This window comes from uncultured Streptococcus sp. (assembly GCF_963536705.1).
Taxonomy (GTDB): Bacteria; Bacillota; Bacilli; order Lactobacillales; family Streptococcaceae; genus Streptococcus.
On the sequence record NZ_CAUTAP010000018.1, the window covers coordinates 1 to 22,651 of the forward strand.

At 43.9% G+C, this 22,651-nt stretch carries 21 protein-coding genes; 3 read left to right on the top strand and 18 right to left on the bottom strand.

Annotated features, from left to right (window positions below; genetic code table 11):
* Positions 1-196: 196 nt before the first annotated feature.
* From hpf to RWX26_RS09680, 3 genes are all read right to left on the bottom strand, one after another.
* Complete coding sequence (gene hpf / locus RWX26_RS09670) at positions 197-739, bottom strand: ribosome hibernation-promoting factor, HPF/YfiA family (RefSeq protein ID WP_002893481.1); 543 nt, start codon at positions 737-739, stop codon at positions 197-199.
* Positions 740-820: 81 nt separating this feature from the next.
* Positions 821-1,486 (bottom strand): ComF family protein, encoded by a 666-nt coding sequence (locus tag RWX26_RS09675; RefSeq protein ID WP_002909022.1) that lies wholly within the window; start codon positions 1,484-1,486, stop codon positions 821-823.
* A complete protein-coding gene (locus RWX26_RS09680) occupies positions 1,483-2,781 on the bottom strand; it encodes a DEAD/DEAH box helicase (RefSeq protein ID WP_314581274.1) in 1,299 nt (432 codons plus the stop codon). Before RWX26_RS09680 ends, RWX26_RS09675 begins: the two co-directional genes overlap by 4 nt.
* Positions 2,782-2,836: 55 nt before the next feature.
* Here RWX26_RS09680 and RWX26_RS09685 point away from each other — a divergent pair, with 55 nt between their 5' ends.
* Positions 2,837-3,469, top strand: coding sequence for a YigZ family protein (locus RWX26_RS09685; RefSeq protein ID WP_314581277.1), 633 nt, complete (start codon positions 2,837-2,839; stop codon positions 3,467-3,469).
* Between the two features lie 100 nt (positions 3,470-3,569).
* Positions 3,570-4,499 carry a cysteine synthase A gene (cysK, locus tag RWX26_RS09690; protein ID WP_314581280.1) on the top strand — a complete coding sequence of 310 codons (930 nt, stop codon included), beginning with the start codon at positions 3,570-3,572 and terminating at the stop codon, positions 4,497-4,499.
* 104 nt (positions 4,500-4,603) lie between these two features.
* Here the strand turns inward: cysK and RWX26_RS09695 are convergent, their stop codons facing one another.
* The 13 genes from RWX26_RS09695 to RWX26_RS09755 form a co-directional block, all read right to left on the bottom strand.
* On the bottom strand, positions 4,604-4,966 hold the full coding sequence (locus RWX26_RS09695; RefSeq protein ID WP_002901252.1) for a S1 RNA-binding domain-containing protein: 363 nt from the start codon (positions 4,964-4,966) through the stop codon (positions 4,604-4,606).
* Complete coding sequence (locus RWX26_RS09700; RefSeq protein WP_314581281.1) at positions 4,966-6,366, bottom strand: bifunctional Cof-type HAD-IIB family hydrolase/peptidylprolyl isomerase; 1,401 nt, start codon at positions 6,364-6,366, stop codon at positions 4,966-4,968. Before RWX26_RS09700 ends, RWX26_RS09695 begins: the two co-directional genes overlap by 1 nt.
* A 39-nt stretch (positions 6,367-6,405) precedes the next feature.
* Complete coding sequence (locus tag RWX26_RS09705) at positions 6,406-7,038, bottom strand: response regulator transcription factor (protein WP_002893493.1); 633 nt, start codon at positions 7,036-7,038, stop codon at positions 6,406-6,408.
* The gene (locus RWX26_RS09710) at positions 7,016-8,035 is read right to left on the bottom strand and encodes a sensor histidine kinase (RefSeq protein ID WP_314581283.1); all 1,020 of its coding nucleotides are present in this window, start codon (positions 8,033-8,035) and stop codon (positions 7,016-7,018) included. Before RWX26_RS09710 ends, RWX26_RS09705 begins: the two co-directional genes overlap by 23 nt.
* Positions 8,032-8,727, bottom strand: coding sequence for a cell wall-active antibiotics response protein LiaF (gene liaF, locus RWX26_RS09715; protein ID WP_002893496.1), 696 nt, complete (start codon positions 8,725-8,727; stop codon positions 8,032-8,034). The genes RWX26_RS09710 and liaF overlap by 4 nt, the downstream gene beginning before the upstream one ends.
* 145 nt (positions 8,728-8,872) lie before the next feature.
* Positions 8,873-10,726 carry a Stk1 family PASTA domain-containing Ser/Thr kinase gene (pknB, locus tag RWX26_RS09720; RefSeq protein ID WP_314581285.1) on the bottom strand — a complete coding sequence of 618 codons (1,854 nt, stop codon included), beginning with the start codon at positions 10,724-10,726 and terminating at the stop codon, positions 8,873-8,875.
* Positions 10,723-11,463 (bottom strand): Stp1/IreP family PP2C-type Ser/Thr phosphatase, encoded by a 741-nt coding sequence (locus tag RWX26_RS09725; protein WP_002893499.1) that lies wholly within the window; start codon positions 11,461-11,463, stop codon positions 10,723-10,725. The genes pknB and RWX26_RS09725 overlap by 4 nt, the downstream gene beginning before the upstream one ends.
* An 18-nt stretch (positions 11,464-11,481) precedes the next feature.
* Positions 11,482-12,798, bottom strand: coding sequence for a 16S rRNA (cytosine(967)-C(5))-methyltransferase RsmB (gene rsmB / locus RWX26_RS09730; RefSeq protein ID WP_314581288.1), 1,317 nt, complete (start codon positions 12,796-12,798; stop codon positions 11,482-11,484).
* Positions 12,788-13,723, bottom strand: a complete 936-nt coding sequence (gene fmt / locus RWX26_RS09735; protein ID WP_002905187.1) for a methionyl-tRNA formyltransferase — start codon at positions 13,721-13,723, stop codon at positions 12,788-12,790. The genes rsmB and fmt overlap by 11 nt, the downstream gene beginning before the upstream one ends.
* A gap of 83 nt (positions 13,724-13,806) precedes the next feature.
* The gene (locus tag RWX26_RS09740) at positions 13,807-16,194 is read right to left on the bottom strand and encodes a primosomal protein N' (RefSeq protein ID WP_314581290.1); all 2,388 of its coding nucleotides are present in this window, start codon (positions 16,192-16,194) and stop codon (positions 13,807-13,809) included.
* A gap of 60 nt (positions 16,195-16,254) precedes the next feature.
* Entirely contained in the window at positions 16,255-16,569 is a 315-nt protein-coding gene (rpoZ, locus tag RWX26_RS09745) for a DNA-directed RNA polymerase subunit omega (RefSeq protein WP_002893503.1), read from the bottom strand.
* A 25-nt stretch (positions 16,570-16,594) separates the two neighbouring features.
* Positions 16,595-17,227 carry a guanylate kinase gene (gene gmk, locus RWX26_RS09750; RefSeq protein ID WP_002893505.1) on the bottom strand — a complete coding sequence of 211 codons (633 nt, stop codon included), beginning with the start codon at positions 17,225-17,227 and terminating at the stop codon, positions 16,595-16,597.
* Positions 17,228-17,414: 187 nt separating this feature from the next.
* Positions 17,415-19,028, bottom strand: coding sequence for a ribonuclease Y (locus RWX26_RS09755; RefSeq protein WP_314581295.1), 1,614 nt, complete (start codon positions 19,026-19,028; stop codon positions 17,415-17,417).
* A 364-nt stretch (positions 19,029-19,392) separates the two neighbouring features.
* On the opposite strand from RWX26_RS09755, the gene RWX26_RS09760 reads away from it, so the two are divergent.
* Positions 19,393-19,875 (top strand): S-ribosylhomocysteine lyase, encoded by a 483-nt coding sequence (locus tag RWX26_RS09760; RefSeq protein WP_314581298.1) that lies wholly within the window; start codon positions 19,393-19,395, stop codon positions 19,873-19,875.
* 102 nt (positions 19,876-19,977) lie between these two features.
* On the opposite strand, the gene RWX26_RS09765 is transcribed toward RWX26_RS09760, so the two are convergent.
* Both RWX26_RS09765 and RWX26_RS09770 read right to left on the bottom strand, forming a co-directional pair.
* Positions 19,978-21,435 carry a cell division site-positioning protein MapZ family protein gene (locus tag RWX26_RS09765; RefSeq protein ID WP_314581299.1) on the bottom strand — a complete coding sequence of 486 codons (1,458 nt, stop codon included), beginning with the start codon at positions 21,433-21,435 and terminating at the stop codon, positions 19,978-19,980.
* Positions 21,436-21,447: 12 nt separating this feature from the next.
* On the bottom strand, positions 21,448-22,602 hold the full coding sequence (locus tag RWX26_RS09770; protein ID WP_314581301.1) for a class I SAM-dependent RNA methyltransferase: 1,155 nt from the start codon (positions 22,600-22,602) through the stop codon (positions 21,448-21,450).
* Positions 22,603-22,651 lie beyond the last annotated feature (49 nt).

Here is a 22,651-nt window from a genome sequence, read left to right on the forward strand (position 1 = left end):
ATATTAGTATATCACCTATACCCACCAACTGTCAATACCTTTTTTAATCTTTTTTGATTTTTTTAAAGTTTATTTTTCAGTTCTAAGTATAAAGTTAATTTCTTTATGAGCAGGAAGCTGGTTTATGTCACCTGAGTGTATGACTTTCTATAATCTAAAAAGGTTGAGAAACTTGCTCTCAATCTTTTTAGATTATTTATTTGACTTCTAACAGGCCAATATCTCCATCCTCACGACGGTATATAACATTTGTGCTGCTGTCCTCAGCATCGGAATAGATAAAGAAATCATGTCCCAATAAATCCATCTGCAGAATCGCTTCTTCCAAGTCCATTGGCTTCAAATCTATGTGTTTTGAACGAACAACTTTTGACGGAATTTCTTCTGCTTCTTCAGCAAAGGAATCTGTGAAAAGCTGGCTTGTAGCAACCTTATTGCGATTCTTTCTTTCAATCTTGGTCTTATTTTTGCGGATTTGGCGCTCAATCTTATCTGTGACCAAATCAATTGATCCATACATGTCCTGAGAGATATCTTCTGCACGAAGAGTGATGGAGCCTAGCGGAATTGTTACTTCCACTTTCGCAGTCTTTTCACGGTAAACCTTGAGGTTCACACGCGCATCAAGTTCTTGCTCTGCTTGGAAATACTTCTCAATCTTCTCAAGTTTAGAAACTACGTAGTCACGGAGAGCATCTGTTACTTCTAGGTTTTCACCACGGATACTATATTTAAGCATATAAGTACCTTCTTTCTAAACATAAATGTTTTATTTATAATATCATTATAACGCTTTCATTCCTTTTTTGCAAATTTTTTCTTATCTTGCGATTGAAAATGTCAAAATTTCTTTCACTCCTGCTTCCAGCAAGATTTGCTTGGCTAATTGCAAGGTTTTTCCAGTCGTATAGATATCATCAACCAGCAAAATTTTATCTGGCAAATCAACTCCATTCTTAATTTTAAAAGCCTGCTGCGTCTGCAGACGCTCCTCACGTGTCTTGCTCGACTGTGCTAGGGTGTCTTTTTTCTCTAAGATATCTCTGTATGACAAGTTTGCAGCATCTAAAATCCCCTGCACTTGATTAAAACCTCTCACTTGAAATTTTTCGATACTGACTGGAATCGGAACAATGGTATGCTCTCTAAACATTTTGACTGCTTTTTTAGCTGCTTTTGCAAATACAAAGCGCAATACATAGTCTCCCTGAAACTTGTATTGACTGAAATATTCCTTCATTGCTTCATTATAGGTAAATAGTGACTGATGCTGGACTTGATTCCCCTCTTTCTCCCATTTTTGGCAATCTGCACATAAATCTGATTGCCCGTTTCGAAAACAGCGTGGGCAATGCTCTTCAGATATGCGTTCAAAATTTTGATAACAAACGGGACAGCAGCTTGGTCCTCCTTCTTTTAATAGAAAAAGCTGTAAAAAACTACTTTTCTCCTCAATTTGCCCTTTGCACAAAAGACACTCTGTCATAATCCCGCCTCCTTATTCATATCTCTCATTTCCCGGATTGCCTTTTCCATAGCAAGGGTAGTCCCATCATGAAAAAATAGCAACTGTCCAGTCGGTCTATCCATACTACGGCCAACTCGGCCTGAAATCTGAACCAGAGCACTACGACTGAACAGGCGATGATTGGCTTCCAAGACAAAAACATCTACGCTAGGAAAAGTTACTCCACGCTCTAAGATAGTCGTTGTCACCAAAATAGTGATCTCCTTGCGACGAAACTGTTCAACAATTTCCAGACGATTTTCTGTTGTGGAGGCGACAAAAGCCAGCTTTTCATCCGGCAGAGCAATCTGTAAAGCCTGAGCAAAATCCTCTCCTCTTTGAATTTCTGCAGCAAATATTAAGAGAGGAAATTGAGTCTTTCTCTGTTTTTGTATATAGTTCAAAAGTTTAGGTGCTATTTTCTTCTTCTGAAGATAATTTTGAAAATCAGATAACCAAACTTTCTGAGGGATGGTCAAGGGATTACCATGAAATCTTCTGGGAAGACTCAGGCGCTTCAGCTCACCTTTTTGAACTCTTTTATCCAGTTCATCTGTGGAAGTGGCTGTCAGAAAAATAGTTGTAGCACTCTCTTTCACAGAACGCTCTACTGCGTGATACAGCATGGGATTATCCACATAAGGAAAAGCATCTACCTCGTCAACAATCAGCAAATCAAAAGCTTGATAAAATTTCAAGAGCTGATGGGTGGTCGCAATTACCAAGGGACTGCGAAAATAAGCTTCTGACTCCCCATGCAGAAGGGCTATTTCACAAGAAAAATCTTCTTTTAGGCGCCGATAAAGTTCTAAACAAACATCAATCCGCGGACTGGCCAAGCACACAGAACCACCTCTATCAATGACTCTTGCAAGCACTTGGTAAATCATTTCTGTTTTTCCGGCGCCAGTAACAGCATGCACTAACGTATTCTGTCTTTTCTCTAAGGCATCAAGCAAGCCTTTGGAGACCTTCCCCTGAAACTCTGTCAGTTGCCCCTGCCATTTAAGCACTTTATTTTTAGGAAAATCCTCTTGAGGAAAATAGTAGAGTTTTTGGTCACTCCGTACCCGACCCAAGATTAAGCATTCTCTACAATAATAAGCTCCAACAGGTAGCTGATTTTCTCGTTCAATCAAGCTGTTGCAGCGTCCGCAGCGGAGCTTGCCTTTTTCTTCTCGGATACTGGGAATTTCTTTTGCTTGTGCTCGCAAGCTAGGCTCTAACTGATTTTCTGTAAATATCCGTCCTAAACAATCTTGTAACTCTAACATACTTATTTATTCGTAATTTTTTGGCAAAATTCGTCTTTTTTTGTAAAATATAGTTATGGAATTTAAGACAATTAAAGAAGATGGTATGGTTCAAGAGGAAATTAAAAAATCCCGCTTTATCTGCCATGTAAAACGAGTTTACTCCGAGGAAGAAGCTCGCGCTTTTATCGCGGCTATAAAAAAGGAACATTACAAGGCTACTCATAACTGCTCTGCCTTTATCCTTGGAGAAAAAAGTGATATTAAGCGAACCAGTGATGATGGGGAGCCCAGCGGAACAGCTGGAGTTCCTATGCTGGGAGTCTTAGAAAAGCATGAATTGACTAATCTTTGTGTGGTGGTTACTCGCTATTTTGGCGGTATTAAGCTAGGAGCCGGCGGTCTGATTCGAGCTTATGCCGGCAGTGTTGCTCTAGCTATTAAGGAGATTGGACTGGTTGAGATAAAAGAACAGGCTGGCCTGCGCTTAAAACTGTCTTACAGTCAATATCAGGATTTTGCGAATTTTCTTAAGGCGGAAAATCTTGCTGAATACGATACTGAATTTACAGATACCGTCTCCACCCTTCTTTTTGTTGATAAAGGTGAAAGAGAACTGCTCAAAGATAAACTGACTGAGTTTTTTAAGGGCAAATTGGAGATGATGGATCAAGGACTGCGCCAAGTAGAAATCCCCTGGATGTTTTGACATAAAGAAAAGCTATGGCTCTCATAGCTTTTTTATATTTTACAAAGCGCTTGTTTCATTTTATACTAATTCTATTAAATTATATTGAGGTATGTATCCTATGTCACGTATTTATCAAAACATTACAGAACTAATTGGGCAAACTCCCATCGTCAAATTGAACAACTTGGTTCCAGAAGGAGCTGCTGAGGTTTATGTGAAGTTAGAGGCTTTCAATCCTGGTTCGTCTGTTAAAGACCGTATTGCTCTCAGCATGATTGAGGCGGCTGAACGCGATGGCCTTATCCAGCCTGGCGATACTATCGTTGAAGCAACCAGCGGAAATACTGGCATTGGCCTTTCATGGGTTGGAGCAGCCAAAGGCTACAAGGTTGTCATTGTTATGCCAGAGACCATGAGTGTGGAGCGCCGCAAAATTATCCAAGCTTATGGTGCTGAGTTAGTCTTGACTCCGGGCAGCGAAGGAATGAAAGGTGCTATTGCAAAAGCACAAGAAATCGCCCAAGAACGAAATGGTTGGTTGCCGCTGCAGTTTAATAATCCGGCCAATCCAGAGGTTCACGAACGAACAACAGGAGCAGAAATTATTGCTGCTTTCGGTGAAACTGGACTGGATGCTTTTGTAGGCGGTGTCGGAACTGGCGGAACTATTTCAGGTGTGTCTCATGCTCTCAAAAAAGTTAATCCGGACATCCAAATCTACGCAGTTGAAGCAGACGAATCTGCTATCCTTTCTGGTGAGAAGCCAGGTCCTCACAAAATCCAAGGACTTTCAGCTGGATTCATTCCAGAGACCTTGGATACAGCAGCCTACAACGGTATTGTCCGCGTAACTTCTGATCAAGCACTGGAATTCGGACGCTATATTGGCGGTCAGGAAGGCTTCTTAGTGGGGATTTCATCTGCTGCTGCTATTTTCGCAGCTATTGAAGTAGCGAAAAAACTAGGAGCTGGCAAGAAAGTCCTTGCTCTGGCTCCTGATAACGGCGAACGTTACCTGTCTACCGCTCTCTACGAATTTGATGCTTAGTATTTTTTGAAAACATGTCCATTTCAACTTAGCAATCGGCTATGATTTGAATGGCAATTCTATCTAAGCAAAATATCCTGTTCTCTTATGGAACAGGATATTTTTTAAACTTTTTCTTCTTTTAAGAATTTTTTTGCCTCTTTGATCCAGATAGGCAGCTGTCTGCCTAAAGGCTCAAAACCAATTTTACAGCGGTCATTTGAAAAGCGATGGCGTCTAGGAAGACGGTGCTTTTCTTCTTCTAGGGTCCGCATGGACAGACTGGACTTCCCAGAAAATTCATCATAGTCCACAACCTGTACCAAGACTTGCTGGCCGATCTTTACACTATCATGGATATTTTCAATATAGCCTGGACGAATTTCTGAGATATGAATCAAGCCAATCGTTCCGTTTTCCAGTTCAACAAAAGCTCCATAAGGCTGAATCCCTGTGATTTTGCCTTTTAATTTATCACCGATTTTCATCAGTCTTCAACCTCAATCGTCTCAATCACAACATCTTCCACAGGCTTGTCCATAGCCCCAGTCTCAACAGCTGCAATCTTGTCCAAAACTTGGTAGGACGCTTCATCAGCCAGCTGACCAAAGACAGTGTGGCGCCGATCCAAATGCGGTGTTCCTCCCTGACTGGCATAGACTTCAGCGATAGCTTCAGGCCAGCCGCCGCGGCTCAATTCCTTAGCTGAATAAGGAAGATTTTTATTTTGAACAATGAAAAATTGACTGCCGTTAGTATTTGGCCCAGCATTTGCCATGGAAAGAGCCCCACGAATATTGTAAAGCTCAGGTGAAAACTCATCTTCAAATTTCTCACCATAGATAGACTGACCGCCCATACCGGTACCAGTAGGATCGCCACCCTGAATCATAAAGTCCTGAATAATGCGGTGGAAAATCACACCGTCATAATATCCATCTTTAGCAAGGGCAATAAAGTTGGCTACTGTTTTTGGTGCCTGTTCTGGAAAAAGCTGAACTTTCATGTCCCCGTGATTAGTCTTGATAGTCGCTTTTGGACCTTCTGCTGCTGCAAGTTCTACTTGTGGAAAATGTAATTCTTTTTCTACCATACCTAACTCCTCTAAAGCGGCAAAAATACCGTCTTCTTCTACTGTTTTTGTAATATAATCTGCTCTTTTTCGCAGTTCTTCATGGGAAACGCCCATGGCAATGCCAATTCCTGCATAGTCAAACAATTCCAAATCATTGAGTCCGTCGCCAAAAACCATGACATTTTCAGGTTTGAAGCCCAGATGCTCGACAACCTTGGAAACTCCGGCTGCCTTGGAACCTTCTGTCGGCACGACATCTGACGAATGAGGATGCCAGCGAACCAAACGCAGATGCTCCGCTAACGCCTCTGGCAACTGCAGGCCATCTCCTCTATCCTCAAAAGTCCAAAGCTGATAAATATCCTTGTCTAAATGAAAGTCTGGATTTACAGGCAAATCTGGATAAACCACATCAATGGCCTCTGAAATCAGAGAATTTCGATTGGACAAGGCTGCTCCATGGCTGCCGACCAAACCATATTCAATTCCTTCCTCCCGAGCCCAAGCAATATAGGATGTCACTCTATCAGACGGGATAAACGTCTGAGAAATCACCTTCCCTTTGCTGTCTTCGACATAAGCTCCATTCAGCGTAACGAAAAAGTCTGGCTGCAAAGCTCTCAGCTCCGGCACGACACCAAACATTCCTCGACCAGACGCAATACCCGTCAAAATCCCTTTGTCTTTCAACTGCTTGAAAACTGTCTGGATAGAATCTGGGATAAAACCTGTATCCTTGACTCGCAGGGTATCATCTATATCGAAAAAGACAATTTTTATCTTTTTTGCCTTATACTTTAATTTCGCGTCCATATCTCCCCTTGTCCAATCTTAATCTTTTCTATTATACCATTAAAAGTCTTCTTGTGGGACAAGATGGTGCTGAAAAGCATAAACAACTGCCTGAGTACGATCGCTCACCTCCAATTTGGACAGGATATTGGAGACATGAGTCTTGACCGTTTTGAGGGAAATAAAGAGCTCATCCGCAATCCGTTGATTTTCATAACCCTTGGCTAAAAGCCCCAAAATATCACGCTCGCGAGCTGTCAAATCCTCATGGAGCTCAATATGGTTACGATGATACTCCACTTTCTTGCTGACCTCTGTTTCAATGGCAAATTCTCCCTTGGCCACTTTTTTAACGGCACGGAGAATTTCTTCAGCACTGGAAGTCTTGAGCATGTATCCATGAGCGCCTGCATCCAGAACAGGATAAATTTTTTCATTATCCAGATAAGAAGTCAAAATCAGAATCTTTGCTTCCGGCCACTCTTTCAAAATGGCCAGTGTCGCTTCAATCCCATTCATCTCAGGCATGACAATATCCATGATAATCACATCCGGACGACTTGCCAAAGCCTTCTCCACACCTTCTTTGCCATTGACTGCTTCGGATACTTCTGCTATATCCTCTTGCAGTTCCAGATAACTTTTCAATCCCAATCTGACCATTTGGTGGTCATCCACTAACAATATCTTCATGATTTTCTCCTTCTAGTAAAGGTATCGTGATTTCAATAGAAAGACCTTTTCTGGGGGCTGTCAAAAGCTTAAAAGTGCCCGCCATATCCCGTACACGGTCTTCCATATTTTTCAAGCCGTAACTGAGTTCATCCTGAGCCAGCGGATCAAAACCGACGCCATTATCAGATACCTTGATTTTAAGCTCATTAGGCGCCTGATAGAGGTAAATATCCAACCGACTGGCCTGGGCATGCCGCAGTGTGTTGTTGATAATTTCCTGCATGATTCTGAAGACATGCTCCTCCATCTGTTTAGGTAGATGCCCAACCTGATGATTGAAGTGAACATCAATGTCGCTTTTATCAGTCAGCTCCTTGATAATCACATCCATACCTTCGACCAGAGTCTTATTTTCCAACTCTGTAGGTCGTAGGTGGAGCAGAAGAATCCGCAAGTCCTTCTGGGCTGTGTCAAGAATATCTGCAATCCCCTTGAGCTGCTTTTGCAGTTTTTCTCCATCAAGCCGTTCTACATTTCCTGCTACTCCTGACAGAATCATATTGGCTGCAAATAATTCCTGACTGACAGTATCGTGCAAGTCACGCGCAATCCGCCGCCGTTCTTTTTCGATAATTTTCTCTTCCGTCTGCAGGGTTTGGTTTTCAGACTTTTGGAGATTTTCTGTCAGACGGTGCAGCCTTCTCTCAAGCTGATGCAGAGAGCTATCCAGTTCAGGCTGATCTGTCGGCTCCAGCCTCCGTCCATCCAGCAAAGACCGAAGATTTTTTTGCACATGGGCTACCGACAGATATTGTATCAAGCGGGCCGCAATCACAATCAGAATGGTCAGTGATAAACCGATAATCACAACAAAGAACACAAAAGACTGCAACAGCTCCAAATCATTAAAGAGCTCCTGCCAAGTGAAATCAAAAATATTGAAAATATAATGGAAGATGATAAATAAGACAAAGAAAGTATAGAGGAGAATGAGAAAATAATTAGATTTCTTCACTTTCTGACAACCTCCACATTTCCTAAGAAGCTGACGAGGACAATCTTCACTGTCTTATTGGCCCGTTTATAGTCTGGTGTCGTCAGCGAAATGGTTTCATTGCGTAGCTTGCGGGACGGATGATGCAGAAAGTTTAGCTCCCCGTAAAGAGTATTGATTTGCAGCTGAATTTCCACATCCAGCGGCACAATAATCTTGGTATCGCCAAAACCTTTTCGAATGACAATGACATTATCATGGTTGACCAAAATCACGTCTTCCAAATGAATGGTGTCTTTCCCAACAATGCGCAAGAGATTGATGTCGTGGAATTGACAGCTGTCCTTAGAAAAATGCTGCAGGTCCCCCAACCAGCGATTCTTTTCACTCTGAATTTCCACATCTTCTTCGTAAACGAGATGGGTTTCTTGATTTTCCTTATAGATATAAGGGTAGGCCACAATCATTCCATAAACCAGCGCGAATAAAAGGGCAGCAATGACGTAGGGATTGAGCATGATAATGAAAAACAGCATAATCATGGAAGCGACCAGCAGAAAATTCCCTTTTTGCTTGCCGAAGTAATAATAGAGCAGCAGCAAAAAAAGGACCAAGATAATGACAACTCGTGAAAAATCAGCTGCCAACATGGTAACCAATGCCATGGATAATAAGACTGTTTCAACAAAAACAAATAATTGAACCTTCCACATAGCCGTTTCCTTTCTCTACCTTCCTATTTTAACAAAATTAGGCCAAAAATCCTCCGTCCAAGGCATGAAATGGGGAAATTTGTCCAGCAAAAAAGAAAAAACCATCCGTTTTAAGCTGAAAAACTTAAAATGGATGGTTTATTAATCAACCATCAGATGAGCTGGAACTAGTTCCATGTCCGCTATCTTCAGACGATGAGCTGCTCTTTGAGCTGCTACTAGACGATGAAGATGATGAGCTAGATGACGATGGTGTTGTTGCTTCTGTCACGTAAAGAGTGATTTTTTCATTAGATTTGAGGTTAATTGTCTGACCAGCCGCTGGTGACTGAGAAGTTACCAAGTCTGCCTGAGTCGAAGTGACCGAACGGTCAACAACTCGTTCAATTCGGGAAGAAGAAATCCCCATTTGAATCAAGTAAGAACGTGCATTCGCATAGGTATACTGCATACTGCCAAAATCAGGCATGGACACACTAGTCACTTCTTTCGCCACTGTCAGCTTGATCTTATGATTAGAAGTCAAATCATAAGTCGAACCAGCTGCCGGAGACTGGCGAATGACCTGACCTGGCTCGTATTCGTCCGATTCTTCCTCAACAATCTCAATTAATTTCTCAGAAACATTATAGTTTGTTTTCAGATTTTCAACTACGGCTGATTTTGCTTGACCGACATAATCTTCCATTACAAAGGTCTTGGGTCCCTTGGAAATAATCAGGTCAATCTTGCTGCCTTCGCGGCGCTGACTATTGGCCTGTGGATCAGTTTTAATGACTTTTCCAGATTCGACATTGTCGCTGTATTCTTCCTTTTCCTCTCCGACAACCAGCTTCTTAGCTTCAATAGCGGAGCGAGCCTCTGCTACAGTCTGACCAGAAACATCTGGCACGCTGGTATTGGATGGGCTGTTATAAAGAAGGACGACAAAGGCGGCCAAAACCAATAAGACTGCAAAGAAAAGTACTTTGTAACGCGTTCTCAAACGACGTTTCTTTGGAACTTTCTTAACCGCATCTGGTGTCTCTTCCTTAACTTCAGTCGCTTCCGCTTTAGGCGGTGTTGACTTAACAGGTGGAACTGCTGGCTGCGGTACAGGCGAGATTTTTGGCAAGGTCTTGGTGTCTGCTTTCGCTACATCATCAAAGACCAATTTCTTTTCATTGCGACGCTCATAAGATAAGCTGCTGGACAAGTCAACATACATCTCTGCAACTGACTGATAACGATCCGTCAGTTTTTTGGCTGTTGCCTTAATGACGACATTTTCCAAGGCCTGAGGAACATTAGCATTTTCAGAAATGATGGATGGCAGCGGCTTTTGGAAATGCTGAAGGGCAATCGTAACGGCACTATCCCCATCATAAGGGATATGACCTGTCAACATCTCATAAAAAATAATCCCCATCGCATAAATGTCACTCTGAACAGTTGCTTTAGAGCCACGTGCCTGCTCAGGTGATAGATAATGAACCGAGCCTAGCATTGAGTTAGTCTGAGTCAGACTTGTCTCTGCAAAGGCCACCGCAATCCCAAAGTCTGTTACCTTGGCATTGCCATCCGGGGTTAAGAGGACATTTTGTGGTTTCAGGTCACGATGGACAATGCCGCGTGTATGCGCTAAGCGCATTGCTAGCAAGATTTGTCCCATGATTCTGACTGCTTCTTCATTTGAAATCGGAGAATTCTCTTTGATATAGCGCTTGAGGTCAAGACCTGCCACGTATTCCATAGCCAGATACTGCTGGCCATCTTCTTCCCCAATATCAGTAATCCGAACGATGTGCGGATGGTCCAAGTCAGCCATCGCCTTGGCTTCCCGCTGGAAACGCGCGACAGCGATAGGATCTGTCTGGTAATTGGTCCTAAGAACCTTTACCGCAACTTCCTCACCATCCAAAATCAAGTCCTTGGCCAGATAGACATCTGCCATGCCTCCGCGGCCAATCTGCTTAATGATTTTATATCGCCCGGCAAAGATTTTGCCGATTTGAATCATGCCTTATCCTCCTTGTCAAAGCGAACCAGAGCAACTGTGATGTTATCCAGTCCTCCAGCATTGTTGGCAAAGCGAATTAAGGTTTCTGTTTTTTCAGACAGGCTGATGTCACTGGTGACAATGTCACAAATTTCACTGTCAGAAATCATATTGGTCAGACCGTCACTGTTGAGCAGAAGATAGTCACCATCCTCCAAAGTAATCATGCCATAGTCAGGCTGCACTTCGTCTTTTTGACCAATAGACTGGGTAATGATGTTCTTCTGCGGATGACGCTCTGCTTCTTCTGGAGTAATCTGTCCAGCTTTCAATAAAGCATTAACAAGCGAGTGATCATTGGTCAGCTGACGGTATTCATCACCGCGAATCAAGCCGATACGAGAATCACCGATATGGGCATAGATGGCTTGATTATCAATGATAGCCAAAGCTTCCAAAGTCGTGCCCATGCCCTTGTATTCTTCATCTTGACCAAATTGATGAATGCGCTGATTTTCCTCTTCCAAATGCTCCGCAAACCATTCACGCACCTGATTCACCGAATCAATCTGTGTATCAACCCAGGCAGCTCCTAAGTCTGTCACAGCCATTTCGCTGGCAATGTTTCCAGCTCTGTGACCGCCCATACCATCTGCCAAGATAATCAGGGTCTTGCCCGCCCGATTCACAAAAAGATTGGCATAATCTTGGTTATTTGTACGCTTTTGACCAACATCTGTTAATAATGAAATTTCCATACTGTCAGTTTCCTCCTCTTATTCCGATATCTTCCTAAATTGACTGATAAAAAATCCGTCGCTTTCATATAATTCCGGCGTAATCAAGATACAGCCGTCTTTGACGATATCTTTTCTTTCATGGTCTAATAAGACTTGCTCAAAGTTCGGATGACTGGCCAGAAATTTCTCGACAACCTCAAAATTCTCTTTGGCCACAATCGTGCAAGTACTATAAGCTATTATACCACCTTTACGTAGACTTTGACAAACGCTGTCTAGTATATCCAGCTGAATTTTTTGTAAATTCTCAAAATCTGCATTTTCTTTATTATATTTTATATCCGGTTTGCGGCGAATTAAGCCAATACCTGAGCAAGGAGCGTCCACCAGGATTTTATCGAAAGCATCTGGGCCAAATGTCTCAAACACCTTGGTCGCGTCTAGCTTTTTCGTAGTGATTTTATCAGCCAAGCCCAGTCTTTCTGCATTTTCTTCTACGAGCTCTAACTTATGATCGTAGAGATCTAAGGCTGTAATGTGACCGTTCGTCAGATAGGAAGCCATGTGGACAGTCTTGCCGCCCGGTGCACTGCAGGCATCCAGAATCTGCTCCTCTCCTTCGATGTCCAGAGTTGGAGCCACAAGCTGGCTAGACTCATCCTGAATCGTAATCGCTCCGCTTTCAAAGAGCTGATGCCCAGCAAAATGCCCCTGTCTTTTAACCAAGGCTGACGGAGATAAGAGCGAGTCCTCAGCCCCTAAAAGCTGGCGAAGCTCTGCCTTGCGCGACATATCCGTCACGCGAATGCTGGCCTTGCTGCGAACAAAGAGACTGGCAAAGATAGCTAGAGCTCTTTCTTCGCCAAACTCTTCTATCAGGTCTTTGACCAGCCAGACCGGCAAAGAATACTGGATCGAATAGCGCTTGTTTTTGCGCTTGATTGTTTCAAAATCAGCCACACCCTCACGCTCAATCCTACGTAACAAGGCATTGGCAAATTTTTCGCTGCCTCGTTTACGTATTTTCGCAATCTCAATAGCCTCATGAACAGCTGCATGCTGAGGGATTTTGTCCAGATAGAGCATCTGGTACAGACTGAGCATAAGCAGAATGTAGAGCCAGTTATCTAATTTATCCCTATCCTCAATCAGATGGGAAAGATACCATTCCAGAGTGATTTTCCGAGCAACTGTGCCGTAAACCAGCTCTGTTACCAGACCTTTATCTGCTTGACTCAGCGGACTTTGACTCAGAGCTCGATTTAAGGCGATATTGGAATAGGCTCCTTCTTCAAAAACTTCTTCCAAAATTTCCAAGGCCTGCCAACGGGCCGTTTTTTGCTTACTTTCCAAAAGTATCTCCTAGGGACAGGCTGCGGCCCAGTCCATTCAAAAAATCAACGATAGCCATCTTGGGCTTACCAGCAGGCTGAACCGTCTTCAGCGAGAGGGCTCCCTTACCAGCTGCAACCACCAGTTCTTTTTTACTAATAGACAATATCTGTCCCGGCTGACCGCTACCAGCCATCATATCTGCTTCGTAAATCTTAAAGCGTTGCCCCTGCAGCAAGGTATGAGCTACTGGCCAAGGATACATGCCACGAATTTGATTGAAAATTTGGCGGTTTGTTTTGCTCCAGTCTATCCTCTCTTCTTCTGGGCTGATATTCGGAGAGAAAGTGACCTGACTAGGATCCTGCGGCTGAGGAATGATCTGCCCTGCCCTGTAGGCTGGCAGCACATCCAATAACAGATCTCGACCAATAAGCGCCAATTTTTCAAAGAGAGTTCCGACATTATCAGTCTCTTCAATCGGCGTTGCCTTGCTGGCTATCATGTCTCCAGCATCCATTTCCTTGACCATTTCCATAATCGTAACACCCGCTTGCTCATCACCATTGATCAGAGCATAGTGAATGGGCGCACCACCTCGGTATTTAGGCAGCAAGGAGGCATGAACATTCACCGCAAAATCAACACTGTCCAGCAAGCGACTAGGCAAAAACTGCCCAAAAGCAGCTGTCACAATACCATCTGCTTCTAAGTTCATCAGCTCCTCTAAATCCGAGCTTTGAGCCAGTTTTTCCGGTTGATAAACCGGTAGCTTGTATTCCAAGGCTAGCTCTTTTACCGGAGTCATGCGGATCTCTCTTTTACGGCCGACGGCACGGTCCGGCTGCGTTACCACTGCTAACACTTCGTATTGACCGCTATCCAGCAACCCTTTTAGGACAGTCGCTGAGAAGTCCGGTGTTCCCATAAATATTATTTTCATCATTTTCAACTATTGATTCCTTCTTTGTTCCTTCCCTTATTATATCAGAAGTCGTCTACAACAATCTTAATCTCGGCTAAAATGCTTCACATAAAATTTTGTGGCTCATTATCAATTGTCAGGCGTAAATCTTTATTGTCCCGATTCTGCGTCCAGTCCAAGACTTGATTTAGCGTCGCCTGCAGCTTGTCCTCAAAGCGATATTTGAGTAGAATCTGATAATGATAGAGATTGTGGGTGCGGGCAATCGGCTTCGGCGTTGGACCCAGGATTTGCACTTTTTCTGACAGACCGCTTCGCAGAATATCCATAACCTCATAGGCTTTTCGAACTGCTGTCTCTTCGTCCTTGTGCGACAGGGTTAGACCGACCGTAAAGTAATATGGCGGATAGCCTAGCTGCCGGCGGATTCCCATTTCATAAGCATAAAATCCTTCATAATCCTGCTGCTTGGCAAACTCAATCGCATAATGATGAGGATTGTAGGACTGGATAAAGACCTGACCAGCCTTTTCAGCCCGACCAGCCCGGCCAGCCACTTGAGTCAGCAGCTGGAAGGTTCGCTCTGAAGAGCGAAAGTCCGGTAGATTAAGAGCAGTATCCGCATTGAGAACGCCAACTAGCGTCACATTTGGAAAATCCAATCCCTTGGCAATCATCTGGGTGCCTAAGAGAATATCTGCCTGCCCCTGACCAAAGCTTTCTAAAATGGCTTCATGACTGCCTTTCTTACGGGTCGTATCTACATCCATCCGCAAAATGCGAGCCTGTGGAAAGAGCTGAATCAACTCATCATAAGCTTTCTGCGTCCCAGTACCATAATAGCGAATGCTGCGGCTGGCACAGTTAGGACAACTCTGAGGAATATTCTTAGCAAAACCACAGTAGTGACAGTTCATGGTCTTGGTGTCCATATGCAGGGTCAGAGAAATATCACAGTTAGGACAGCTATCAACGGTCCCGCATTCTCGACACATAACAAAGCTGGAATACCCCCGCCTATTAAGCATAAGAACCGTCTGCTCTCCCTTATCCAGACGATCTTGAATAGCCTTTAGCAGAACCGGGGTGAAATTACTGGCTTCATGCTGCCCGATGTAATCCCGAAAATCCACCACTTCCACTTGAGGAATCTGCGCCAGCGGATTTGCGCGCTTGCTGAGCAGCTGAAAATCATAGACACCGCGACTTGCTCGAGCACGGCTCTCCAAGCTCGGAGTCGCCGAACCCAGCACTAAAACAGCTTGATTGTACTGAGCTCGCAGGAGAGCAACCTCTCTGGCATGATAGCGAGGATTGGAATCCTGCTTATAAGAGGATTCATGCTCTTCATCAATGATGATGGCTCCAATATTTGTCATCGGAGCAAAAATAGCTGAACGCGCCCCGACAACAACCTGAGCAGCTCCTCGCTCCACCTTGCGCCACTCATCGTATTTCTCACCGTCAGACAGGCCTGAATGCAAAATAGCAACTTGGTCGCCAAATCTAGAGATAAAGCGATCTGTAACCTGCGGAGTCAGAGAAATCTCTGGAACCAGCATGATAGCGGTCTTTCCCTGAGCCAGTGCCTCTGCGATGACCTGCAGGTAAACTTCGGTCTTCCCACTGCCTGTGACCCCTTCTAAAAGGACTGGCTGAGAATGACTCTGACCAATTTTCTGAGTGATTGCCGCAACCGCTGCAGCTTGTTCATCATTTAGGGTCAGACTTTGCTGCTGTCGCTCCTTTTGGAAATAAGCAACAGAACGGCTGATTTCTCTATCCTCAATGCTAATTAGGTTTTCTTTGATAAAGTAATTAATAATATCGCGCGAAAAATTTTCTCGCAAATCTGCCAAGAGCTGGCTATCCTGCTGCTCTAGCAAGACTTCTTTTAATGCTTGTTTTTTCTTGGCCTGTCGGGGAAGGTCATGATTTTGCAAAGCGGTATGATTAACCTGATACCATTTCTCAGTCTTAATATGCTTCTTGTCCGTCGCCTGATACTCCAGCCGAATGCGGCCAGTTTGGGTCAGTCGCATCAGCTTGGCCTGGCTTTTCTTGTCCAAATCAGAAAAGCGAAGACTGTCCTCCTGACCAAAGATAGCTGAGCGTTCCTCATCATTCAGCAGCTCCGTCGGATAGAGTAGTTTATCATAGCTGGAGTTGAGAAGACTAGGCAGCATGGCCTTTAAAAGGCTAATCTTATAGGAAAAGACTGACTTGCGCAGCTCGTCCGCCAGCCAGAGCTGTTCCTGATTCAGCACGGGACTGAAATCAAGGACTTCCGCAATCTCCTTCAGCTCTTCTTGGTCTCCTGTCTCATCAAAACCAACCACAATCCCTTGAATCAAGCGATTTCCCTGCCCAAAAGGAACATGAACCCGCATACCAGCTGCCAGCATCCCTGCAAACTCTTCTGGAATAGCATAACTATAGGGCTTGTCCGTCTGCATCAGAGGAACATCCACAATAATCTTTGCCACCTTCATATTCTCACCCCACTTTCCTAAACATCATTACAGAAAAAATAAGATTGAGCATCCCCAACCTTAAATCTTCTCACCTTCTTCTTTTTCTTTAGCGATTTGCTCTTTAATCTTGCGTTCTTCTTCTTCTTTACGCAGGCGCTCTTCTTCTGCTCGACGACGAACTGCCTCGCGCTTGCCTTCTGGATCTGGATGGATAACAACATTACCGGATTCAATTTCTTCCAAAGCACGAAGAGTGGATTTGACAGACTTGAATTCCTGCGTAGCGGGAGCTCCAGCTTCAAGCTCATGCGCGCGCTTAGCTTCTAAAATAACCAAGGAATACTTTGACGGAACCTTGTCCAGCAAAGTGTCAATAGACGGTTTTAACATCATAATTTTCTACCTAATTTCTAACTTTCTATCGAATAATCGTTTCATTTTTTGGAAGCATGTCCTGATAACGGCCGATAACACGGTCTACTCGGAAATGCTCTGCTTCAATCACGCGCTTGACACGGTCGGCAGCCAGCGGAACCTGATCATTGACAATGGCATAATCATACTCGCGCATGAGGGCAATTTCTTCTTTGGCCTTTTCAATGCGCTGGGCGATAATCTCAGCACTGTCTGTCCCACGGCCGACCAAGCGGTCTTTGAGTTCTTCTAAGTCTGGAGGAGTCAAAAAAATAAAGACGGCATCTGGAACTTTTTTCTTGACTTGCAAAGCTCCCTGAACCTCAATCTCTAAGAAGACATCAATACCTTTATCCAACGTTTCATTGACATAAGTCAGAGGCGTCCCGTAGTAGTTTCCTACATACTCTGCGTACTCCAGCATCTGTCCCTGACGAATCAGCTCTTCAAACTCCTCGCGAGTGCGGAAGAAATAGTCAACTCCATCCACTTCACCTGGACGCTGAGGACGAGTCGTCATGGATACCGAGTACTGGAATTGGTTATCAGTGCTTTCAAAAATTTCTCGTCTAACAGTCCCTTTTCCTACACCAGAGGGACCAGAAAAGACGATTAGTAAGCCTCGTTCCGTCATCATGTCTCCTTCACAGTCTTTCTATCTAGTGTAACAAAATTAGGCTGATATTTCAAGAGGATAGGAAGAAATGTATGTGTCTAGAGTTTTGAGAAAATAGAAAAAATAAGCAAGCAATCATACGGAAAACCAAATAGGCCAGCAGAACATTCAAGAAAAAAGCAATCTGTTACCAGACTGCATTTCTTCTTTATTTTGCGTAGTCAACGGCTCGCATCTCACGGATAACTGTTACCTTGATATTGCCTGGATATTCTAAGTTATTTTCGATCTTTTCACGAACATCGTGAGCCAAAATCGTAATCTTGTCATCCTTAATCTTGTCCGGCTGAACCATAATCCGGATTTCACGACCGGCTTGTAAAGCAAAGCTGTTCTTGACACCCTTGAAGCTATTAGCGATTTCTTCCAAATCTTGGAGACGCTTGATATAGCTTTCCAGAGATTCACTGCGGGCACCTGGACGAGCAGCACTGAGAGCGTCTGCTGCAGCTACGATAACAGCAATGACACTTTCCGCTTCCACATCTCCGTGGTGACTGGCAATGGTATTAACAACAACTGGATGCTCCTTGTACTTACAAGCCAGTTCTGTCCCTATTTCCACGTGGCTGCCTTCAACCTCACGGTCGATAGACTTGCCAATATCATGGAGGAATCCAGCACGGCGAGCTAAATTGGCATTTTCACCCAACTCAGCAGCGATGATACCGGAAAGCTTGGCCACCTCAATAGAGTGTCGCAGGACGTTCTGACCATAAGAAGTACGGAACTGCAAGCGCCCCATGATTTTCATCAGATCAGGATGCAGGTTAGGTGCTCCGATTTCATAAGCTGCGGCTTCCCCGTACTCACGGATGCGATTGTCAATTTCCAGACGGTTCTTCTCAACCAACTCCTCGATGCGAGCTGGATGAATACGCCCATCTTTCAAGAGTGCTTCCATGGTCATACGAGCAATCTCGCGGCGAATCGGATCAAAACCTGAGAGAGTGACTACTTCAGGCGTATCATCAATGATGACATCAATACCAGTCAGACTTTCAAAAGTCCGGATATTACGACCTTCACGGCCAATAATCCGGCCCTTCATACTGTCATCTGGCAGATGCACCGTTGAGTTGGTTTGCTCAGCGACATAATCACCGGCAATACGCTGCATGGCTTGGACCAAGATATTCTTCGCAACCTTGTCAGACCGCTCTTTGATATCTTGCTCCGCATCCCGAATCCTAGTCGCAATCTCTTTAGAAAGTTTGTCCTCGGTCTGCGTCAAAATAATATCACGCGCTTCTGTCTGCGATAGCGAAGCAACTCGCTCCAGCTCTGCTGCCTTCTGCTTTTCAAGTTCCGCTACTTGTTCTTCACGCGCATCAATGTGTTTAGATTTATCTGAGAGACTTTGTTCTTTTTGCTCCAAAGTCTTTTCTTTGTTGCTTAAATTATCGTCTTTGCGGTCAAGAGTAGAAGCACGCTCTGTCAAGCGGCTTTCGATTTGTTTCAACTCTTGACGTTCAGACTTAAATTCTGCATCAACTTGTTCACGATATTTTCTGGCTTCTTCTTTTGCCTCCAAAAGTGCTTCTTTTTTAAGCGAACTTGTTTCCCGCTTGGCTTCTTTGATAATCAAATCAGCTTCGCGTTCAGCCTGTCCGCGTAAATTGGTTGCTTCTTGTTCAGCATTTAAAAGAGTAAGCTCTGCAGCTTCTTTAGATGATTTCATCTTAGCTGAGACACTTACATATCCAATCACTAAACCAATGATGGCAGCAAAAACAGACATAATTATAGGAAATAGGTCCATGTTTTTACTCCAAATCTATTTAATTGTTGAATTCAAAATTCCATACTATTCTATCACAAATCTAAAAAATTCACAAACCTATTTTTTGAAATTCAAGAAAGCTTTTGTCCATTTTTTAGAGACAAAATCATCAAAGTTTGTAGAAGCCCGAGCACCAAAACTCTTTCAAACTATAGACAAGATTATTCAATCTTTTCATTCCCCTAAGACCTAAACTTTATTCCCAAATAAAAAATTTTTATGCTATAATCAGAGAAGAAAAGATGCATATGAGACAGGCTTTTTCTTCGCTAACAAGACAAACCTATGGCTTGATATCACTAGAAAAAACTTCTCGCACTTGCTAAATTGTAAAGGAGAAACCATGTCTAAAGAAGTTATCGTTGAAAGCTTTGAGCTGGATCACACCATCGTCAAAGCGCCTTACGTCCGCCTTATCGGAGAAGAAACTGGCCCTAAAGGCGACATCATTTCCAATTTTGATATCCGTCTGGTTCAGCCGAATGAAGATTCAATCCCGACAGCCGGTCTGCATACTATTGAGCATTTGCTGGCCATGCTGATTCGCAAACGCATTGATGGTATGATTGACTGCTCACCTTTTGGCTGCCGCACTGGTTTTCACATGATTATGTGGGGCCAACACAGCTCCAGCCAAATTGCTCAGGTCATCAAATCCTGTCTGGAAGAAATTGCTGAAACAACTAGCTGGGAAGATGTCCCTGGAACAACCATTGAATCCTGCGGAAACTACAAGGATCACAGCCTCTTTTCAGCCAAAGAATGGGCTAAGCTCATTCTCAGCCAAGGGATCTCTGATGATGCCTTTGAACGCCATGTGATTTAAAACAATAAAAAGTTCTCGAAATCGAGAACTTTTTTTGTGCATGTATAATGAAATCCATTAACAAACTGGAAAGTCAGTTTCTGAAGAAATATTCACAGATGACTAGAAATCAAGCGAGTCAGCATGACCCGGTCCATTTCCGACGAAGTAGCCAGTCTTACAGTTGATACTGAAGAGGTAGGTGCCGTCTGGCTTGAAGAGGTTATAGTAGCCGTTTCCTTTGATAATATTAACGCGTTCCAGAATATAGTTGTCTCCAGAAATGTAGCCGCGCTCACGAGAAGTTTGCAAAATCTTCTCCAGAACACCAGGATTGAATGTCCAAGCTGGATTGTTGACGTCATCAATAGCTGCTTGGTTATAAGGGACACGACTGAGATCTCTCTGCAGATTTACTCCATTGCTAGGAAGACCATAACCAGAGTATGAGCTGGAAGCCCCTGAACCAGAAGCAGACGAGCTTGAACCGCCACTTGTACCTGCACCTGTACCTCCTTGATCAGTAGCAGGAGCCGGTGTTGGAACCTGTTGGCCGCGTCCTTGGGCAATTGCTGCCTTTAGAACTTCATCTAGCTTAGCATTGCCACTTGATACATCTGAGAAAGTCGCATTTGTATTAGCCTTGGCTTCCTTGTTCAAGACACCGTCAGTAATCGCTCCGCCATCAAACTGCGAATTGACACTTTGAATAGCTGAAATTTGTTTCACTAGGGAATCATACTTGCTCTTGGCTGCATCATAGTCTTTGCTGCCTTTTAGCTTTTCAAGTAAGGTTTTTAATTTTTCCAAGTCGCCGAATTTACTGTTTTTGACAGCTGTTTGATTGCTATCTGTGAAGAATGCAGCATACTCATCATTAAAGGACTTCAGATCCTTGGCAATATTATCAGAGCTAGACGAAGACGAGCTCTTTTTGCTAGACTGCGATGTTGAAGAGCTGGAGCTTGTAACGGTCTTGTGGCCCCAATTATGCCCCAGAGCAAAGTAAAGCCCTGTGCCCGCTACAGCAATCCCTAAAAGTCCTAAGACTGGATAAAGGAAAGCTTTTTTCTTGTAGAAAGGCGTCTTAGGAACCTGTAATTCCTTCTCATCAAGCGGCTCCGGAATAGGACCGTAAGATGTCTTTTGAACGGGAGCAGCAGGAATCGAATCTGCCTGCTCTGAGCGTTGACTGCGAGAACCTAAGGGGTTTGGAGCTGCTTCTGGCTCACTTGCTGTCTCAGTGCCTGTCAACTGAGCTGTTGGAATCTCCTGTTCACTTTCAACCTCTTGCCGTCTTTCTTTGATGAAGTCGGTCAAATCAGAAGAGGCTTGCTCAGCTTGAGCAGCTTCCTGCTCCTGCAGCTTTCTGATTTTCTGAGTTTCAAATTTTCCAGCTTCGATTTCCTGACGGTGCTGCTTGATGTACTTATCCAGCACATTGTCGCTTTCATTCACACCGGCTTCCAGCTCCTCTTTTTTACGAGTAGCTTGACCGACTGTCATTTCCTTGGCCTCTTCAAAATCAAGGACCGACTCTTTCTTTTCTTCTTCCGGTGAGTAGTTTTCTTCTTTCGTCACGGCAAATCCTTTCTAATCTAACTGACGTTTGACCCGCTGGCCAAAATACTGATATAAATCAACTTTTAAAGTTCCATTATAAAGTTTGCGTTTTTTATCGGCCTGACTGCCATATTTACTTTCAAAAGCTTCATCGCTAGTCAGGATAAACTTGCTCCAAGTTTTGAGCGGAGCAAAGGTTTCCCCCATTTCCTGATAAAGTCGTGTCACAGCCTCATCATCTAGGAGGCGCTCCCCATATGGCGGATTAGAGATAATCACACCATTAATCTTATCTGTATGCAAATCCTGCAGACGCATCTGCTTGAAGTGAATCTGCTCTGCAACTCCTGCTTGCTCAGCGTTTTTTCGAGCTAGTTCTACCATACGGCCATCGATATCCGAGCCAGAAATATCCAGCTGAATGGTCTGATCAATCTGACTGAGTGCAGTCGAGCGAGCCTGTGCTACCAAGTCTTTATCTACCCAATTCCAGTCTTCAAAGGCAAAGGAACGATGAAGTCCTGGTGCCATCTTCATCCCTATCATAGCAGCCTCGATACAAAAAGTACCAGAGCCGCAAGTCGGATCAATCAAAGGCTTATCTGGATACCAATTGGACAGGAGTAAAATGGCCGCTGCCATATTTTCCTTAATCGGTGCACCGCCTTTATCGACACGATAGCCACGTTTGAAGAGGCTAGACCCTGTTGTATCAATCATGACCGTCGCTACATCTTTTAGAATAGAAACCTCTATCCTAAACTCAGCTCCATTTTCCTGCAAAGGAACCCCTTCCGGACGAGCATAATGCTTCTGCAGCTTCTTGACAACTGCCTTTTTAGAAATAGCCTGAACACTGGGCTCATTGTGAAGTTTTGACTTGACGCATTTGGCCTTGGAAATAGGAAATTTAGTTCCCAGCGGTAGATAATTCTCCCAATCCAGAGCAAAAACTCCCTGAAAGAGCTCTTCGAAAGTCTTGGCTGGAAAACTGCCAACTACAATCTTAATCCGATCGGCCGCGCGCAGCCAGAGATTGGTTTGAATAATCGTGCTGACATCACCCTCGAAGCGAACTCGGCCATTTTCGATCTGACAATCAAATCCCAGCTCTCTGATTTCACGGCCGACGACAGCTTCTAGCCCTGCCGCTGCGGTCGCAATTAAATTAAATTTTTCTTTCATCTCGGCTTTTAAATGGATTCCAATCTATACAAACAAAGGGAGTGAGACA